The sequence below is a fragment of the Marinobacter sp. KM021 genome (assembly GCF_050707965.1).
Taxonomy (GTDB): domain Bacteria; phylum Pseudomonadota; class Gammaproteobacteria; order Pseudomonadales; family Oleiphilaceae; genus Marinobacter; species Marinobacter shengliensis.
The window spans coordinates 2,243,381-2,258,657 of the sequence record NZ_CP136129.1; the positions used below are offsets into that span (position 1 = coordinate 2,243,381).

12 protein-coding genes are annotated in these 15,277 nt (G+C 57.7%); 6 read left to right on the plus strand and 6 right to left on the minus strand.

Annotation, left to right across the window (positions count from 1 at the left end; all coding sequences use genetic code 11):
- Positions 1 to 31: 31 nt before the first annotated feature.
- Positions 32 to 883 carry a flagellar motor stator protein MotA gene (motA, locus tag RVM24_RS10540; RefSeq protein ID WP_061331586.1) on the minus strand — a complete coding sequence of 284 codons (852 nt, stop codon included), beginning with the start codon at positions 881 to 883 and terminating at the stop codon, positions 32 to 34.
- Between the two features lie 187 nt (positions 884 to 1,070).
- On the opposite strand from motA, the gene asd reads away from it, so the two are divergent.
- Entirely contained in the window at positions 1,071 to 1,937 is an 867-nt protein-coding gene (asd, locus tag RVM24_RS10545) for an archaetidylserine decarboxylase (RefSeq protein ID WP_431475381.1), read from the plus strand.
- 8 nt (positions 1,938 to 1,945) lie between these two features.
- On the opposite strand, the gene epmA is transcribed toward asd, so the two are convergent.
- Together epmA and efp are read right to left on the minus strand one after the other, a co-directional pair.
- Positions 1,946 to 2,917 (minus strand): EF-P lysine aminoacylase EpmA, encoded by a 972-nt coding sequence (gene epmA, locus RVM24_RS10550; protein WP_431475382.1) that lies wholly within the window; start codon positions 2,915 to 2,917, stop codon positions 1,946 to 1,948.
- Between the two features lie 7 nt (positions 2,918 to 2,924).
- Positions 2,925 to 3,500, minus strand: coding sequence for an elongation factor P (efp, locus tag RVM24_RS10555; RefSeq protein WP_058092083.1), 576 nt, complete (start codon positions 3,498 to 3,500; stop codon positions 2,925 to 2,927).
- A gap of 45 nt (positions 3,501 to 3,545) precedes the next feature.
- Here efp and epmB point away from each other — a divergent pair, with 45 nt between their 5' ends.
- The 3 genes from epmB to RVM24_RS10570 all read left to right on the plus strand — a co-directional run bounded on the left by epmB (position 3,546) and on the right by RVM24_RS10570 (position 8,831).
- Positions 3,546 to 4,649, plus strand: coding sequence for an EF-P beta-lysylation protein EpmB (gene epmB / locus RVM24_RS10560; protein WP_431475383.1), 1,104 nt, complete (start codon positions 3,546 to 3,548; stop codon positions 4,647 to 4,649).
- 178 nt (positions 4,650 to 4,827) lie between these two features.
- Positions 4,828 to 6,639, plus strand: a complete 1,812-nt coding sequence (locus tag RVM24_RS10565; RefSeq protein ID WP_058092085.1) for a hypothetical protein — start codon at positions 4,828 to 4,830, stop codon at positions 6,637 to 6,639.
- 173 nt (positions 6,640 to 6,812) lie between these two features.
- Positions 6,813 to 8,831, plus strand: a complete 2,019-nt coding sequence (locus RVM24_RS10570) for an EAL domain-containing protein (protein WP_431475384.1) — start codon at positions 6,813 to 6,815, stop codon at positions 8,829 to 8,831.
- 63 nt (positions 8,832 to 8,894) lie between these two features.
- Here the strand turns inward: RVM24_RS10570 and serB are convergent, their stop codons facing one another.
- Positions 8,895 to 10,127 (minus strand): phosphoserine phosphatase SerB, encoded by a 1,233-nt coding sequence (gene serB / locus RVM24_RS10575; protein ID WP_061331591.1) that lies wholly within the window; start codon positions 10,125 to 10,127, stop codon positions 8,895 to 8,897.
- Positions 10,120 to 12,426: a DNA topoisomerase IV subunit A gene (parC, locus tag RVM24_RS10580; protein WP_431475385.1), complete on the minus strand. Its 2,307-nt coding sequence runs from the start codon at positions 12,424 to 12,426 to the stop codon at positions 10,120 to 10,122. The genes serB and parC overlap by 8 nt, the downstream gene beginning before the upstream one ends.
- Before the next feature lie 220 nt (positions 12,427 to 12,646).
- Here parC and RVM24_RS10585 point away from each other — a divergent pair, with 220 nt between their 5' ends.
- Both RVM24_RS10585 and RVM24_RS10590 read left to right on the plus strand, forming a co-directional pair.
- Positions 12,647 to 12,883 carry a hypothetical protein gene (locus RVM24_RS10585; RefSeq protein ID WP_061331593.1) on the plus strand — a complete coding sequence of 79 codons (237 nt, stop codon included), beginning with the start codon at positions 12,647 to 12,649 and terminating at the stop codon, positions 12,881 to 12,883.
- 113 nt (positions 12,884 to 12,996) lie between these two features.
- Entirely contained in the window at positions 12,997 to 14,634 is a 1,638-nt protein-coding gene (locus RVM24_RS10590) for a methyl-accepting chemotaxis protein (RefSeq protein ID WP_431475386.1), read from the plus strand.
- Positions 14,635 to 14,667: 33 nt separating this feature from the next.
- On the opposite strand, the gene RVM24_RS10595 is transcribed toward RVM24_RS10590, so the two are convergent.
- On the minus strand, positions 14,668 to 15,255 hold the full coding sequence (locus RVM24_RS10595; protein ID WP_431475387.1) for a YceI family protein: 588 nt from the start codon (positions 15,253 to 15,255) through the stop codon (positions 14,668 to 14,670).
- Positions 15,256 to 15,277: the final 22 nt, after the last annotated feature.

The window sequence follows — 15,277 nt, forward strand, 5'->3', positions numbered from 1 at the left end:
ACTCAACTCCGGGCGATTGGGACGCAGCTCGTCACTTCGAACGAACGTGGTCGTTGAGTTCCTGGAAACCAGGTCGTTTATCCGTGGGTAACGACTTGCGGCCGAATTCAATGGCCATCTGGGGCGCCTGACCAGACACCGTCGCAACAATAGCCGATTTCACACATTCATAAGCCTTCAGCTCGTACTTGGCTGAGTGTTCCATGGAAATCGACATGGGGCCGACAAAGCCATAACCCATCCAGATACCCAAGAACGTACCGACCAGAGCCGCTGCCACACTCAGGCCGATTTTCTCGGGCCCCTCGGTGAGAAAGTTCATGGTGATGACAATACCCAGTACCGCCGCCACGATACCAAGGCCCGGCAAGGCGTCGGCAATCTTGTTGACCGCGTGAGCGGGCTCTTCCAGCTCATGCTGACGACTATCGATCTCGTTTTCCATCATGCCTTCCAGCTCATGGGGCGCCATGTTGCCGGAACTGATAATGCGAAGGTAGTCGGTGATGAAATCCAGAAGATCGCGGGATTTCATGATGGCCGGGTAACGGGTGAAGATCTGGCTGTTTTCCGGGTTGTCGATGTCCTCCTCAATGGCCATGACCCCCTGCTTGCGAGATTTGTCGAACACTTCATATAGCAGGCTGAGCAAATCCATATAGTAGGATTTGTTGAACGGCGAGCCGGTCAGCAACCGCATGAAACCCTGCCCTACCTCTTTCACCGTGTGCATGGGGTTGGCAATGATGAATGACCCAACCGCCGCGCCGCCGATGATCAAGATCTCGGTCGGCTGCCACAGCACCATCAAATGACCACCGTGCAGCACGTATCCGCCCAGCACACTCGCAACAACTATCACCGCACCAATAATCAGCAGCATGAAAAGATATACGCCTTTTGTTATCTCGTTAACGACCGAGGTCAGTCACGGGTTCTCCACCCCGACCGGGGCGAGCTGTGCCCTGATAATAGCAAGGCTCTGAACGAACAGCGAAGGCGTGAAACAATTTCTATACACGGGGCCGCTTTTGTTACACTGCCGCCTCTGTTCTTACCGAGACTTATTGATGTTTGACAAACTGTTCGTACTGAGCCAATACATTACGCCCCAACGCGCTGTCTCTCGCCTGGCAGGTCGCCTGGCAGACAGCACGAGCGCCCCGGCCCTGAAAAACCGCGTTGTTAACTGGTTTATCGGCCGCTACGGCGTAAACATGAGCGAAGCAGCTGAGTCAGACCCTACCGTCTATCCATCGTTCAATGCGTTTTTTACCCGCGCCCTCAAACCCGGCGTGCGCACTGTGGCGGAAGGCAGCGATGTATTTGTCAGTCCGGTCGACGGTACCATCAGCCAACTCGGACAGATCAGTAACGACAGAGTTTTCCAGGCCAAGGGCCAGTCCTTCGGCCTGACGGAAATCCTCGGCGGTGACGACAGCCGGGCTGGGCCGTTCCGCCACGGGGAGTTCAGTACCATTTACCTGTCGCCCAAAGACTATCACCGCATTCATATGCCCATGGCCGGCACACTGCGGGAGATGGTCTATGTTCCGGGCAAGTTCTTTTCGGTGAACCCGGTTACCGCAGCGCATGTTCCCAACCTGTTCGCCAGAAATGAACGTGTTGTCTGCATTTTCGATACCGAGGCAGGTCCCATGGCCCTGGTTCTGGTGGGTGCGATGATCGTAGGCAGCATGGAAACCACCTGGGCCGGCGTAATTGCGCCGGAACCTGCACAGATAACCCGCTGGGTTTATCGGGGCGAAGATGCGATCAGTTTTGAGAAAGGTGAGGAAATAGGCCGGTTCCGCCTGGGCTCCACGGTTGTCCTGGCAATGCCCAAGGGCGCGGTAACCTGGGATGCCAATCAGGTTCCTGGCAAAAGCGTGCGCATGGGCGAAGCGTTTGGCAGGGTAGGCAGCAACAACACCTGAGACCTGGCTCAGGCCCGCTCGACCGGAAACGCCAGCACGTCTTCTATCCGCTCAGCCCCGGTTTTCAGCATCAGCAAGCGGTCCAACCCCAGGGCCACACCGGAACACTCGGGCAGCCCGGCGTCCAGGGCTGCCAGAAAACTCTGATCAACCGCCATTTCCGGCTTGCCCGCGGCTTTTCTTCGCCGGTTGTCCTGTTCGAACCGGGCTCGCTGCTCAACCGGATCGGTCAGCTCCCAGTAACCGTTGCACAACTCAAGCCCGTCGATGTAGAGCTCGAATCGATGCGCTACCGGGTAGCCATCGTCGTCTGAGACAACCCTGGCCAATGCTGCCTGGCTAGCCGGATACCGGGTAATGAACACCGGCCGGCCCCGCCCCAACAACGGCTCAACCTTGAAGCTCATCACCAGGTCCAGGCAATCATCACGCCCCATGCCGGCCAACTGCTCCGGCTCCAGCCATTGCTGACAGTACTGGTACAGGTCGTGATCCGTGATGGCCATCGGATCGATGCCGGCTAGCGTTTGCTGGGCCTCACGGTAGGTCAGCACATCCGGGCGATCACATCCCAGCCAGCCACACACCAGGTCAGCCACTTCGGCCATCATCGCCGTGTCGTCCAGGCCCACCCGGTACCATTCCAGCAACGAAAATTCGGGGTTATGGCGACTACCACGCTCGCCATTACGAAACACCCGGGCAATCTGATAGATACATCCCGAGCCCGCCGCCAGCAGGCGTTTCATGTGATATTCAGGGGAGGTCTGCAACCAGCCGCCAGAAACTCCGGTAGCGTTGACGGCCGCCGCGATACCGTCGAGGTTGATATCGGTGACGCCATGCCGTCCGAGCACCGGCGTTTCGACCTCCAAAACACCCCGCTCTGCAAAAAAGCCGCGCACCCAGGCTAGCTGTTGTGCACGGCTTTTCAGATGCTCCCGCGAGGCAGAAGGCTGCCAGACAGGCTGATCGGTCATTGTCGGATCAGCTGCTCTTGACGCGGTTAACGTACTCGCCAGAGCGGGTGTCTACTTTCAACACCTCACCAATGGTGATGAACAAAGGCACGTTCACCACGGCACCGGTCGACAGTGTCGCCGGCTTGGAGCCGCCCTGGGCGGTATCTCCCTTCATGCCCGGGTCGGTATCCACCACTTCCAGCTCAACAAAGTTTGGCGGTGTGACCGTCAGCGGCGCGCCGTTGTACAGGGTCACGGTGTAAACATCCTGCTCTTTCAGCCACTTGACAGTGTCGCCCACGGCCTTGGCATCGGCAGCGTACTGTTCGAACGAGCCGTCGGTCAGCATGAAATGCCAGAACTCACCGTCGGTGTACAGGTATTCCATGTCCTGGTCCATCACGTCCGCGGCTTCCAGGCTCTCGCCGGATTTGAACGTACGCTCCCAGACCCGGTTGGTCATCAGGTTACGCAGTTTAACGCGGTTGAACGCCTGCCCCTTACCGGGCTTGACGAACTCGTTCTCCAGCATGATACAGGGGTCGCCATCCAGCAAAACTTTGAGACCGCTGCGAAATTCGTTGGTAGAATATGAAGCCATGAAATGTCCACCTGACAGACTGTCGTTAAAATTTCAAAGGTCGCTATGATACAGCGAACCCCTGCCCGTATAGAAGCCCGTAACGAAGAGCCATCATTGATCGCTACCGAACCGCGTCGACAGCCCCACAATTGTGCTAAAGGCTGGCAACAGATTCTGGCAGAATCCGTTACCTGCCCGGAGCAGCTGCTTGGGCGTCTGAAGCTGCCGGCAGAGCCCTGGCTCACGGGTGCCAGCGCGGGCCACCACCTGTTTCCCGTGCGGGTGCCCGAGCCGTTCCTACGGCGAATGACTCCGGGTGACCCCAATGATCCCCTGTTGCGACAGGTACTGCCGCTGGCGGAAGAATCGCGACAACAAGCAGGTTATGTGCGCGATCCGCTGCAAGAGAACAACGCCATCCAGACCACAGGGCTGATCCGCAAGTACCAGAGCCGGGCACTGCTGATGGTAACGGGCCAGTGTGCAATCAACTGTCGCTACTGCTTTCGCCGCCACTTCCCCTATGAATCCCAGCGGCTCGGTCCGAACGACCGCCAGCAGGTTCTGGCGACCCTGAATGCCGCCCCCGAAATTAACGAAGTGATCTTCAGCGGTGGTGATCCACTGGCAGTGAATGATCGGCTACTGGCGCAATGGGCCGAAGCCCTGGCAGGCATACCGCATATCAAGCGCCTGCGAATACACAGCCGGCTACCGGTCGTTATTCCGCAACGGGTGTGCGACGCCCTGCTGGGCTGGCTTGGCAATTCGCCACTTCAGAAAATCCTCGTGGTGCATGTGAATCACCCGGCAGAGCTAGACTCAGACACACGAAAGGCCTTTGCGCGCCTTCGCGAAGTGGGGGTGACCCTGCTCAACCAGAGCGTGATCCTGAAAGGGGTCAATGACTCAGCCAACATCCTGGCCCGGCTGAGTGAAGACCTGTTTGATTCGGGCGTTATGCCCTACTACCTGCACGCGTTTGATCCCGTTGCCGGCGCCCATCACTTTGATGTCAGCGACCAGGCGGCGGCAGCGCTGGTTCGGGCGCTTATGACGCGGCTGCCGGGCTTTCTGGTTCCAAGGCTGGTCAGGGAACTGCCCGGGGAAACCAGTAAAACCCCTGTTTTCACAGGCGATAATCAGGCCAACATCAGCGTAACGTGAGACATGTCGCAAAAGCGGTCCCACTTACACTTGTCAAAGATTGTCAACTCATGATCTTCTCGCTTTTTGTTATTGGTTTGCTATCTTAAAGTTCTATAGGTAAAGACAATAAAAGCATGTATTTTCGACACTTTCGGTCGATACATACTCAAAGCGACTCAAACACTGGCGTGAGATCATGGAAGGCAATATTCTGAAACCTGAACTGAAGGTTCCTGAACAGAAAACCGCAAGCCTGTCGTTTTGCGATACGACACCCAAGGCCTTTCGTCTGTGGATTGACCAGCTACCGATGGCCAACATCGGTGAGGCATCCCGCCAGCTTTACCATGCGATTATTGAACTGAACCACCTGTTTCTGGCGCCGCAGCAACGAATGCAGTTCCTTGAGCTGGTTCGCGAGAAAATTCATTTTGTCTGCAACGAGTTGTCACGCCACTTTCTGGGCCTGGCCATCGCCCTGCCCGAGAAGCAGCGCAAGATTGCCAACCTGGCCCAGGCCCTCCAGTTGCACCTGGCCAGCGGCTATAAACTGTGTGTGCTGGAATATCTGGATAACGGCGGTCTGGAAAAAAATCGCCGCCACGTTGCCGCCGCCGTTCACCGCGCCATATCCGAGCTGGGCGCCACGATTGTCCGTTCGCATCAGCTCTACTGCCCAAGCCCGGCCCTGAGCTGGCTGGAGTGCCACCGTCTGTACCGGTTTGCGCATCGGAACAAACTGGCCGCACTGGAAATCGATGACGACACCCTGACCCATCGCCGCGCCAGTACTGTAGCCGACAGCTACAAACGCATTCTCCTGCTGGGCTGCGCCCGCCCCAATCAACTGCGTCAGGCCGAGCTGACTCAGGTTTACGAGCTGTTCGAGTCCTGGACCGAGTTCTGCCAGTGCGGCCCGGACATTGGAACTGACAGCCTGTTCGTGATCAACATGGAGCTGGACAACCCGCCAGTCTACCGGAGCTTGCTGGAAAACAAACCGGGGGACGAAAGCTTCGGTTTTGACACCAAAGATCTTTCCACGCAGCTGGCCGAGGTGCTGCACGCCAGGCGCAGCCACGAGAAAGATGCTACGCGGCTACAGGTATCGCCCAAAATCAGCGACACCCTGCTGACACATCTCAGCCAGGCGCTGGGTATTCTGGCCAAGCGGAATTTCAACCGCATTTCCAGCCAGGGCACGCTGGAGGTCTGCGTCGGCCTGACGGCCACCCACTATTTCGTAGCTGGTGAAAAGACCTTTGCCGAGTTCCTGAACGGTAACGAAACCATTGATCCCGAGCAGGAAAACCGGTTTATCCGCAATGCCAACCGGAACACGGACGCCTGGGCCGGAGCCCACGACGCGGGCCCAAGTGAAGACAGGTTGCACGCGGCCGATGCACCGATCAACTTCAAGTCGGGTACCGGGGCCGCCATACCCACGGGACAGGAGAAGAGCCGCCCCCGCTCCCATCATGCCCTGCTGATCAACACCAGCCCGGGTGGCTACTGCGTTGCCTGGGAAACCAATGTACCAGCCTCGCTGCAGGCGGGTGAGATTCTTGGGGTACGTGAACAGAAATCCCACCCCTGGAGCATCGCCGTGGTGCGCTGGCTGCGTCAGGTCCGGAATCAGGGCACCCAGATCGGCATTGAGCTGCTGGCCCCAAGCGCCGCACCGTGCGGGGTAAGGCTGATCCAGAAGGTGGGCAACAGCAGCGAATACCTCCGGGGGCTGCTACTGCCGGAGATCAGTGTGGTTAATCAGGCCGCTACCCTCATAACCCCGAGACTGCCCTTCCAGAGTGGCAGTCGCATCTCATTGCTGCACGATGGCCGGGAAGATCAGGGGCAGTTGCTCAAGAAGGTCTCTGCCACCGGCAGCATCAGCCAGTTTGAACTGAAACTGCAGAATCCGGCGGCCCTGGCCAGTCCGAATGGCGCTCCGCCATCAACGCCCGGCGCCACGGAAGACGAATTCGACTCCCTGTGGCCATCACTGTAACGCCAAAGGTCGGAAAGACTGTGAACCACGGCTACTGCCAGGGTTGTTATTGATCGCCAACCCCTGCATCATTCAGCGGAAGTGACCGTATCCATGAGAAGTCTTACGAATGCAGAAAAAACGCGACCGTACACCTGCTGATTCTTGATCCATCTCAAAATGATGCTGAATCCATGGTCAGCCTGCTCCGCAACTCGGGCAAGGCCACCCGGGCACACCGTATAACCTCGGAAGAAGATCTGGAAGAAGCCCTGAAAACCAGTAACTGGGACCTACTGTTGGCCCGGGACCTGGAGCAGGAGTTCGGGCCGGATGACGCCCTGGCCATGGTCAAGCGCATGGACAAGGACATCCCCTTCGTTCTCCTGACCGAGGAAGTCAGCCGGGAAAGAACGGTGAACATTATCCGGGCCGGCGGACAGGATGCTGTGCCGTTCGAGTACAAGGATCTGCTCGTGCTGGTGGTGAAACGCGAATTGGCCGCCCTGGAAGAGCGCCGCCGTCGTCGGGTTCTGGAATCCCACCTGCGTGAGGCCGAACAGCGCTGCCAGCTGCTTCTGGAAAGCTCCAAGGACGCCATCGCCTACATCAACGATGGCATGCACATCTATGCCAACCAGTCCTACATGGAGTTCCTGGGCTACGACGACATTGATGACCTTATCTGCATCCCGGTTCTCGATACCCTGACCCCGGAAAGCCAGGACAAGTACAAAGACTTCATGAAGGCCTTTGCCGATGATGGCAAGGACGGCATGACCCTGAACTGCACCGCACGCCGCAGCGACGATCAGGAATTGAACGTAACCATGTCTGTCTCTGCCGCCACTTATGATGGCGAAGCCTGCACGCAGATCGTATTGCAGCCGGAACACAGCGATGCCGAGCTGGAAGAAAAGCTCAAACAGATCAGCAGCCAGGATCTGCTCACGGGCCTGTATAACCGTCAATACCTGATGGACGCTCTGGCCCAGGCCATTGCCAATGCCGGCAAGAACAACCAGACCGGCGCCCTGGCCTACATCGCCCTGGACAACTTCATAAGTATGAAGGGCCAGGTCGGTATCGCCGGTGCCGATCTGTTGCTGGGTGATCTGGCCTCGCTGCTAAAAGAACAGGCCGGCGAGGAAGTGACGCTGGCCAGGCTGAGCGATGATGCCTTCTGCCTGATGTGCCTGCCCTGCGATGAGAAACATATGGAAGGCATTGCTGAGCGGGTCCGCAAAGCGGTTGAAGATCATCTGTTCGACATCAACGGCAAGACAGTACCGCTGACAGTGTCCATCGGCATAGCCGCGATCACGGAGAATTCGCCCAAGGCAGAGGAACTGATGGGGCGTGCCCATACCGCCTCCGCCGAGGTGAAGAAGCTCGAGGGCCATGAACGGGGTAACGGGATCGTGGTCTATAATCCCGCCCAGTACGAAAGCCTGGATGAAAGCAACTCGGTTGAGGCTATCCTCAAGGCCCTGGACGACAACCGCTTCCGGCTGCTGTTCCAGCCTATCATCAACCTGCGGGGTGAGGGCGAAGAGCATTACGAGGCCTTCGTTCGCATGCTCGACAAAGACAACGAGGAAGTCTCTCCCTACGACTTCCTGCCCCCCATGGGGCCGAGCGATACGGCCATCAAGATTGACCGCTGGGTGATCCTGCAAACCATCAAACAGCTGGCAAGCCACCGGTCACGGGGTCATGACACCAGGCTGTTCCTGAACATCACCGCCGAGACACTGCAGGACAAAACCTTTACGCCCTGGCTCAGCGTTGCCCTCAAGGCGGCTCGCCTGCCGGGAGACTCACTGATTTTCCAGATCCGCGAAGGCGATGCCAACAACTACATGAAGCAGGCCAAGGAGTTCACCAAAGCGGTACACGAACTTCACAGTAAGGTATCCATTGCCCAGTTTGGCTGCGCCCTGAATCCGTTCAACACGCTCAAGCACATTGACGCCGACTACGTGAAGATTGACGGCTCCTTCACGGAAGAAATCCAGAAGAGCGATGAAGCCAAGGAGCAGGTCAAGGAAATGGTCAAGAGCCTGCAGAATGCCGGCAAGCTCACCATCATACCGCTGGTAGAGAACGCCAGTGTACTGGCAACGCTGTGGCAGGCCGGGGTGAACTATATCCAGGGTTATTACCTGCAGGCACCAGTACCGGAGATGAACTACGACTTCGGGGACCACTGACCGGACGCCAATTCCGGATAGAGGAAAAAGGGGCGAGGTGTCAGAACCTCGCCCTTTTTGCATTCACAGGCTGCTGTTCTGGAGGGTCTGATTGGTATCACTTTCGCGAAAACCGATCAGGTACAGAATGGCGTCCAGGCCCAGGGTGGAAATGGAGTGCCGGGCCGATTCCTTGACCAGCGGCTTGGCACGGAAGGCCACGCCCAGGCCCGCCTGGCTCAGCATCGGCAAGTCGTTGGCACCATCACCCACGGCGATGACCTGCTCCCTTGAGATATGCTCTTTTTCGGCAATCTCGAGCAGCAGCTCGGCTTTGCGCTTGCCATCCACAATCTGGCCTTTGACCTGGCCGGTCACCTTGCCGTCGACAATGTCCAGTTCGTTGGCATACACGTAGTCAATGCCCAGTTTTTGCTGCAGGTGGCGGGCAAAGTAGGTAAAGCCGCCAGAGAGAATCGCGGTGCGGTAGCCCAGCGCTTTCAGGCTTCGGATCAGGTGCTCAGCCCCCTCTGTCATACGCAGCCGACCGGCAATACTTTCAAGCACCGACTCATCCAGGCCTTTGAGCAGCGCCAGCCGCTCGGCAAAGCTCTGGCTGAAGTCCAGCTCACCTTGCATGGCACGCTCGGTTATTTCCGCAACCTGCTCGCCCACGCCAGCCTCGTGGGCCAGCTCATCGATCACCTCGGCCTCAATCAGCGTGGAATCCATATCAAACACCACCAACCGGCGGTTTCGCCGGAAAATGGAGTCTTCCTGGAAGGCGATGTCCACGTTCATCTCACCGGCAATATGCAGGAAGTCCGCCCGAAGTTGTTCCAGGTCTGACGGCGTCCCCCGCACCGAAAACTCGACACAGGCAATGCGGTTCTCCCCCTGATTGAGCGACGGGCGTGCAGAAAGGCGGGTAATGTTGTCAATGTTCAGCCCATGCCGGGCCGTAATGGCCGATACCCGGGCAATCTGTTCGGCCTTGATGTCACGGGATAGCAGGGTAACGATGTAGCAGGCCCGGTTACGCCCTTCGGCCCATGCCTGGTATTCCTCCACCGTGATGGGGGCAAAGCGCACCTGAAGGTCCAGGGCATGCAGTCGAAAAAGAACGTCACGGATCACCGGGGACGATTTCGACTCATCCGGGATCTCGATCAGTATGCCCCAGGTCAGGTGGTCGTGAATCACCGCCTGGCCAATATCCAGAATCCGGACATCGTACTGCCCCATGATCCCGGTGATCTCCGAGGTCAATCCGGGCTTATCTCGCCCGGACACATTTACCAGAACCAGCTCACTCACTGTCGGCGCCCTCCACGTCCTGCGCTTCTTCCTGGGCACGGGCCGCAGACGGAATCACATCAATGCCGTCTACCCGCTGGAGCCCTCTGGGCAATTTGTGACCACGCCGGCCACGCTCACCAAGATAATGCTCCAGATCTGCAAAACGCAGACCCAGTTTGCGTTTGCCGGCCTTCACCTCCAGTTGGTCTTCTTCACCGAAGACGGCGGCAGCCACCACATACTCCTCACGATTCTGAACGCGGGCAGAGGGAATGCTGATGATCTTGTTGCCCTTACCCTTGGCCAGTTCCGGCAATTCGCTGAGCGGGAAAACCAGCATCCGCCCCTCGTTGGATATAGCCGCCAGGTAAAGGGTTGTTGCTGTCTCTGGGATCAGCACAGGGGGCATGATTCGGGCCCCTTTGGGCACAGACACCACCGCCTTGCCAGCTCGATTCTTGCTGATCATGTCGTTCAACGAGGTCACGAAACCATAGCCGCCGTCGGTGACCAGCAGCGCTTTACGCTCCGGATTTCCCATCAGCAGGCCAGAGAAGGTCGCCCCGGACGGTGGGTTGATCCGGCCGGTAAGAGGCTCGCCCTGCCCTCGGGCAGACGGCAGACTGTGAGTCATGAGCGCATAGGCACGCCCAGTGCTGTCGAGGAAGATGGCCTGCTGATTGTTTCTGCCCCTGGCAGCCAGCGCAAAGCGGTCGCCAGACTTGTAACTGAGCCCGGACGGATCAATGTCGTGCCCCTTGGCAGCCCGCACCCAGCCTTTCTCCGACAGCACCACAGTGACCGGGTCGTTGGACACCAGGTCAATCTCACTGAAGGCCTTGGCCTCTTCACGGGCGACAATGGGGGAACGGCGGTCATCACCGTAGGTTTCGGCATCCTGCTGCAGTTCGGTCTTGATCAGCTCGCGCAGGCGGTCTTCCGAGCCCAGAATGGCCTGCAGCTCATCCCTTTCCGCGGCCAGTTCGTCCTGCTCACCGCGGATTTTCATTTCCTCGAGTTTTGCCAGGTGGCGCAATTTCAGCTCAAGGATAGCTTCCGCCTGGTCTGCTGACAGGCCAAACCGGGACATCAGTACGGCCTTGGGCTTGTCTTCGGTACGAATGATCTCAATCACTTCATCGATGTTGAGATAGGCAATCAACAAACCTTCGAGAAGGTGCAACCGGGCCAGAACCTTGTCCAGGCGATGTTGCAGACGGCGAGTAACCGTGGTTTTACGGAAGGCCAGCCACTCGGTCAGAATCTGGCGAAGCCCCTTCACACCCGGGCGGCCGTCATTACCAATAACGTTGATGTTAACCCGGTAGGTTTTCTCCAGATCGGTACTGGCAAACAGGTGCGCCATCAAGCCATCCAGATCGATCCGGTTAGAGCGGGGCACAATCACCAGGCGGGTAGGGTTCTCATGGTCGGATTCGTCACGCAGGTCCGCCACCATGGGCAGTTTCTTGCCCTGCATCTGCTGGGCAATCTGCTCCAGCACCCGGTTACCGGATACCTGATGTGGCAGATCGGTAATCACGATCTCGCCACTTTCACGAACCCAGCGCGCTCTCATACGCAGAGAGCCGCGGCCGGTTTCATAGATCTGCCTCAGATCCTTGCGGGGGGTAATAATTTCCGCATAGGTGGGAAAATCCGGCCCCTTGATGTGTTCACAGAGCTGGTCAACGGTGGCTTCCGGGTCATCCAGCAAGCGAATGCAGGCGGCGGTGACCTCTCGCACGTTGTGCGGCGGAATATCGGTGGCCATGCCCACGGCAATGCCGGTGGTGCCGTTCAGCAGGACATGAGGCAACCGGGCTGGCAGAACGGACGGCTCCTCCATGGTGCCATCAAAGTTCGGCGCCCAGTCCACGGTTCCCTGCCCCAACTCACCCAGAAGAACATCGGCAAAGGCAGCCAAGCGGGATTCGGTGTAACGCATGGCGGCGAACGATTTCGGGTCGTCCGGCGAGCCCCAGTTACCTTGACCATCCACCAACGGGTAGCGATAGGAGAACGGCTGCGCCATCAGCACCATGGCTTCATAGCAGGCGCTGTCACCATGGGGGTGGAACTTACCCAGCACATCACCAACGGTACGGGCAGATTTCTTGTACTTGGAGGTGGATTTCAGCCCCAGCTCCGACATGGCATAAACAATCCGACGCTGCACCGGCTTGAGCCCATCCCCTACGTTGGGCAATGCACGGTCCAGGATCACGTACATGGAGTAGTCGAGGTAGGCCTTCTCGGTATAATCCCGTAGCGATACCCTTTCGAAACCTTCATCCGTTGTCTGAAACTCTGGCATAGATGCCTCTTTGCCTTAACTGCCTGTTTTGAAATGCGGCTTTGATGCAGCCCCGATAACCCGGCACAAACACCGGGCAATGTGGCGCACATTATATGGACGCAAGCAACGATACACCAATTTCCAATAGCGGAATTCCCGCATGGAGAGTCTGTAAGGTGCACCGTATTCTCGCCACAGTGAATAGAAAGCCGTTTTATCCCCTGACAAGCGGAAACCTATGAAACCCAATCTCAAAGCCTGCGGGCACGCCCTGGTGACAGCCTTGGTGAACGCCACCCTGGCCGTCGCGCTGATGCTGCTGGTGGAATTCGCCATCAGTGGATCATTCCAGATGCCGGAGCCTTACCTTTGGGCCGGTCTGGTCATCGGCGTTGTCATCTTTATCGCCCAGTTCTGGCGCCAACGGCATCTGTGCCGAACCAGTGAACAATCCGGCAACGTGCAACAACCCTGATTCGTCATCAAATCCTGAGCTAAATCAAGATTCCACCCTCATGTTCAGGGTGACAACGCCCCACCCCCTGCTACGCTTAGCCTCTAGAGCAACAACAATAATCTGGAGGCTGAATGAACGTTTTAAACAATCTGGGGTTGCGCACCAAGATCGCCCTGCCCTTTTTCATCACCGCTCTGGCATTGGTTGTCGCCGGTGGATTCGGCATGCTGACAGCCAAAAACCTGGTGGAAAGCACTGAAGATATTGCCGTTACCTTCCTGCCGTCGGTTGCCGAAATCCTCAACGGTGACCGCGACCTGTATCAGGCTTTAGTTGCTCAGATGATGGTGGTCGACCAGACCCTGAATGGTGAAGACACAACAGACGCCATCGCAGATTTCGAGGAGAACGTGGAGCAGGCACGCCGGCGTTTTACCGACAGCGTAGCGCGGCTACGGGGCACAGGGATCAGCTCTGTGACCGGGGGCTTTGACCAGGCCTTTGACCAATGGGAGCGCTCTGCGCGCCAGGTTCTGGCACTGGCACAGCGGGGGGACGGAACACAAGCCAGAAACCTTGCCGCCACTGAAACCATCGGGCTGTTCCAGCGGCTACGGGCATTCTACGACAGGGCCGAAGGCCATGCGGATGAACAGGCCCAGATTCGCTATGCCGAAGCCCGCGCCGAAGGCACTTCCAGCACCGTAACCATTACCGTTATCACGGTCGCGGCCATCGTTATCAGTATTGCCCTGTTCCTGATTTTCCTCAGACTGATCATCCGATCCATTCAAGCCCTGCGCAGCCAGCTCGATAATATTGCCCAGGGTGAAGGCGACCTGACCCAACGAATACCGGTGGCCGTGGAGGACGATCTGGGGCAACTGGCCAGGAGTTTCAATCAGGTACTGGAGAACCTTCAGGGCATGATCGGCTCAATACAGACCCTGAGCCGGGATCTGGGCCAGGGCGCCACTGAACTGGCGTCTGCTGCGCGGGACAACAACGAGGGCGTTACCCGACAGACCGATTCGATATCCATGGTGGCAACGGCCATCAATGAGATGCAAAGCGCGATCGAAGAAGTTGCCGGGAATGCCTCAAGGGCGGCCGAGATCACCCGGGAAGCAGACCTCAAGGGGCAGAACAGTGCCGAAATCATCCGGAATTCATCCAGGCAGGTGCACCGGCTGGCGGCCCAGATCTCCAAGGCGGTTGGTGTGATCCGCAAGCTGTCTGATGATTCTGACAACATCACCTCGGTTCTGGATGTGATTCGCGGTATCGCCGAACAAACCAACCTGCTGGCCCTGAACGCTGCCATTGAAGCCGCAAGAGCCGGTGAGCAAGGCCGGGGCTTTGCGGTGGTGGCGGATGAGGTGCGAACGCTCGCCCAACGCACACAACAGTCCACCGAGGATATTCAGACCATGATCACAGCACTGCAGACTGGCGTTTCGGATGTGGTCAATGTGATGGAAACCGGCAGTAAAGAAGCAGCTGAGACAGAAAAACTGGCCACCGAAGCGGAGCAGGAACTGCAAGCCATTCTGGAGGCGATCTCCAATATCACCGATGTAAACACCAGCGTGGCATCGGCCACCGAAGAACAAACCCAGGTTGTGGACGAGATCAATCGCAGCATTACCGACATTAACGACCTGGCCGCGGCCAGCGCTGAGCGCTCTCGTGCCATCGATGGGATCAGCGAGTCACTTAAGGACTATGCTTCAGAACTGGAGCAACAGACAGGCAGGTTCCGGGTTTAACCCCGGAACCTGAGACAGAGGTTTCAATCAGGATTACTGACGAATGCCTTCGATGGAGATCTTGATTTCAACGGTTTCAGAGGCTTCACCCAGATCCATCGGAATACCGAAATCCTTCAGACGAAATTCGGTCTCGGCCTCAAAGCCCATACGGTAGCCGCCCCAGGGGTCTTCACCGTGGCCAAGCATTTCGGCTTCCAGGGTGATCTCACGGGTCACGCCGCGCAGGGTGAAGTCGCCGATGATATCAGCCTCGCCGTCGTCATCCACAACCACCCGCTTGCTTTTGAAGGTGGCCTGCGGGAACTCACTCACGTGCAGAAAGTCCTTGCTGCGCAAATGCTTGTCGCGCTCGGCGTGGTTGGAGTCCACACTGGCCGTGTCGATTGTAACGGTGACCGTGCTGTTCTCCGGGTTCTCGGCGTCGTAGGCAAATTCGCCGTCGAAGTCGTTGAACCGGCCATACAGCCAGCTGTAGCCAAGATGGGAAATCTTGAAGGTGATGAACTGGTGGGCGCCCTCTTTATCAAAGGCATAGGTGCCGCTGTGTTCGCTGGCATTGGCATTGGCAGTGCCAATCAGTGCCACTGAAACGGCGGATGCGAGCAAGAGTTTTTTCATGGTCTTCTCCCTGAGTGAGTCA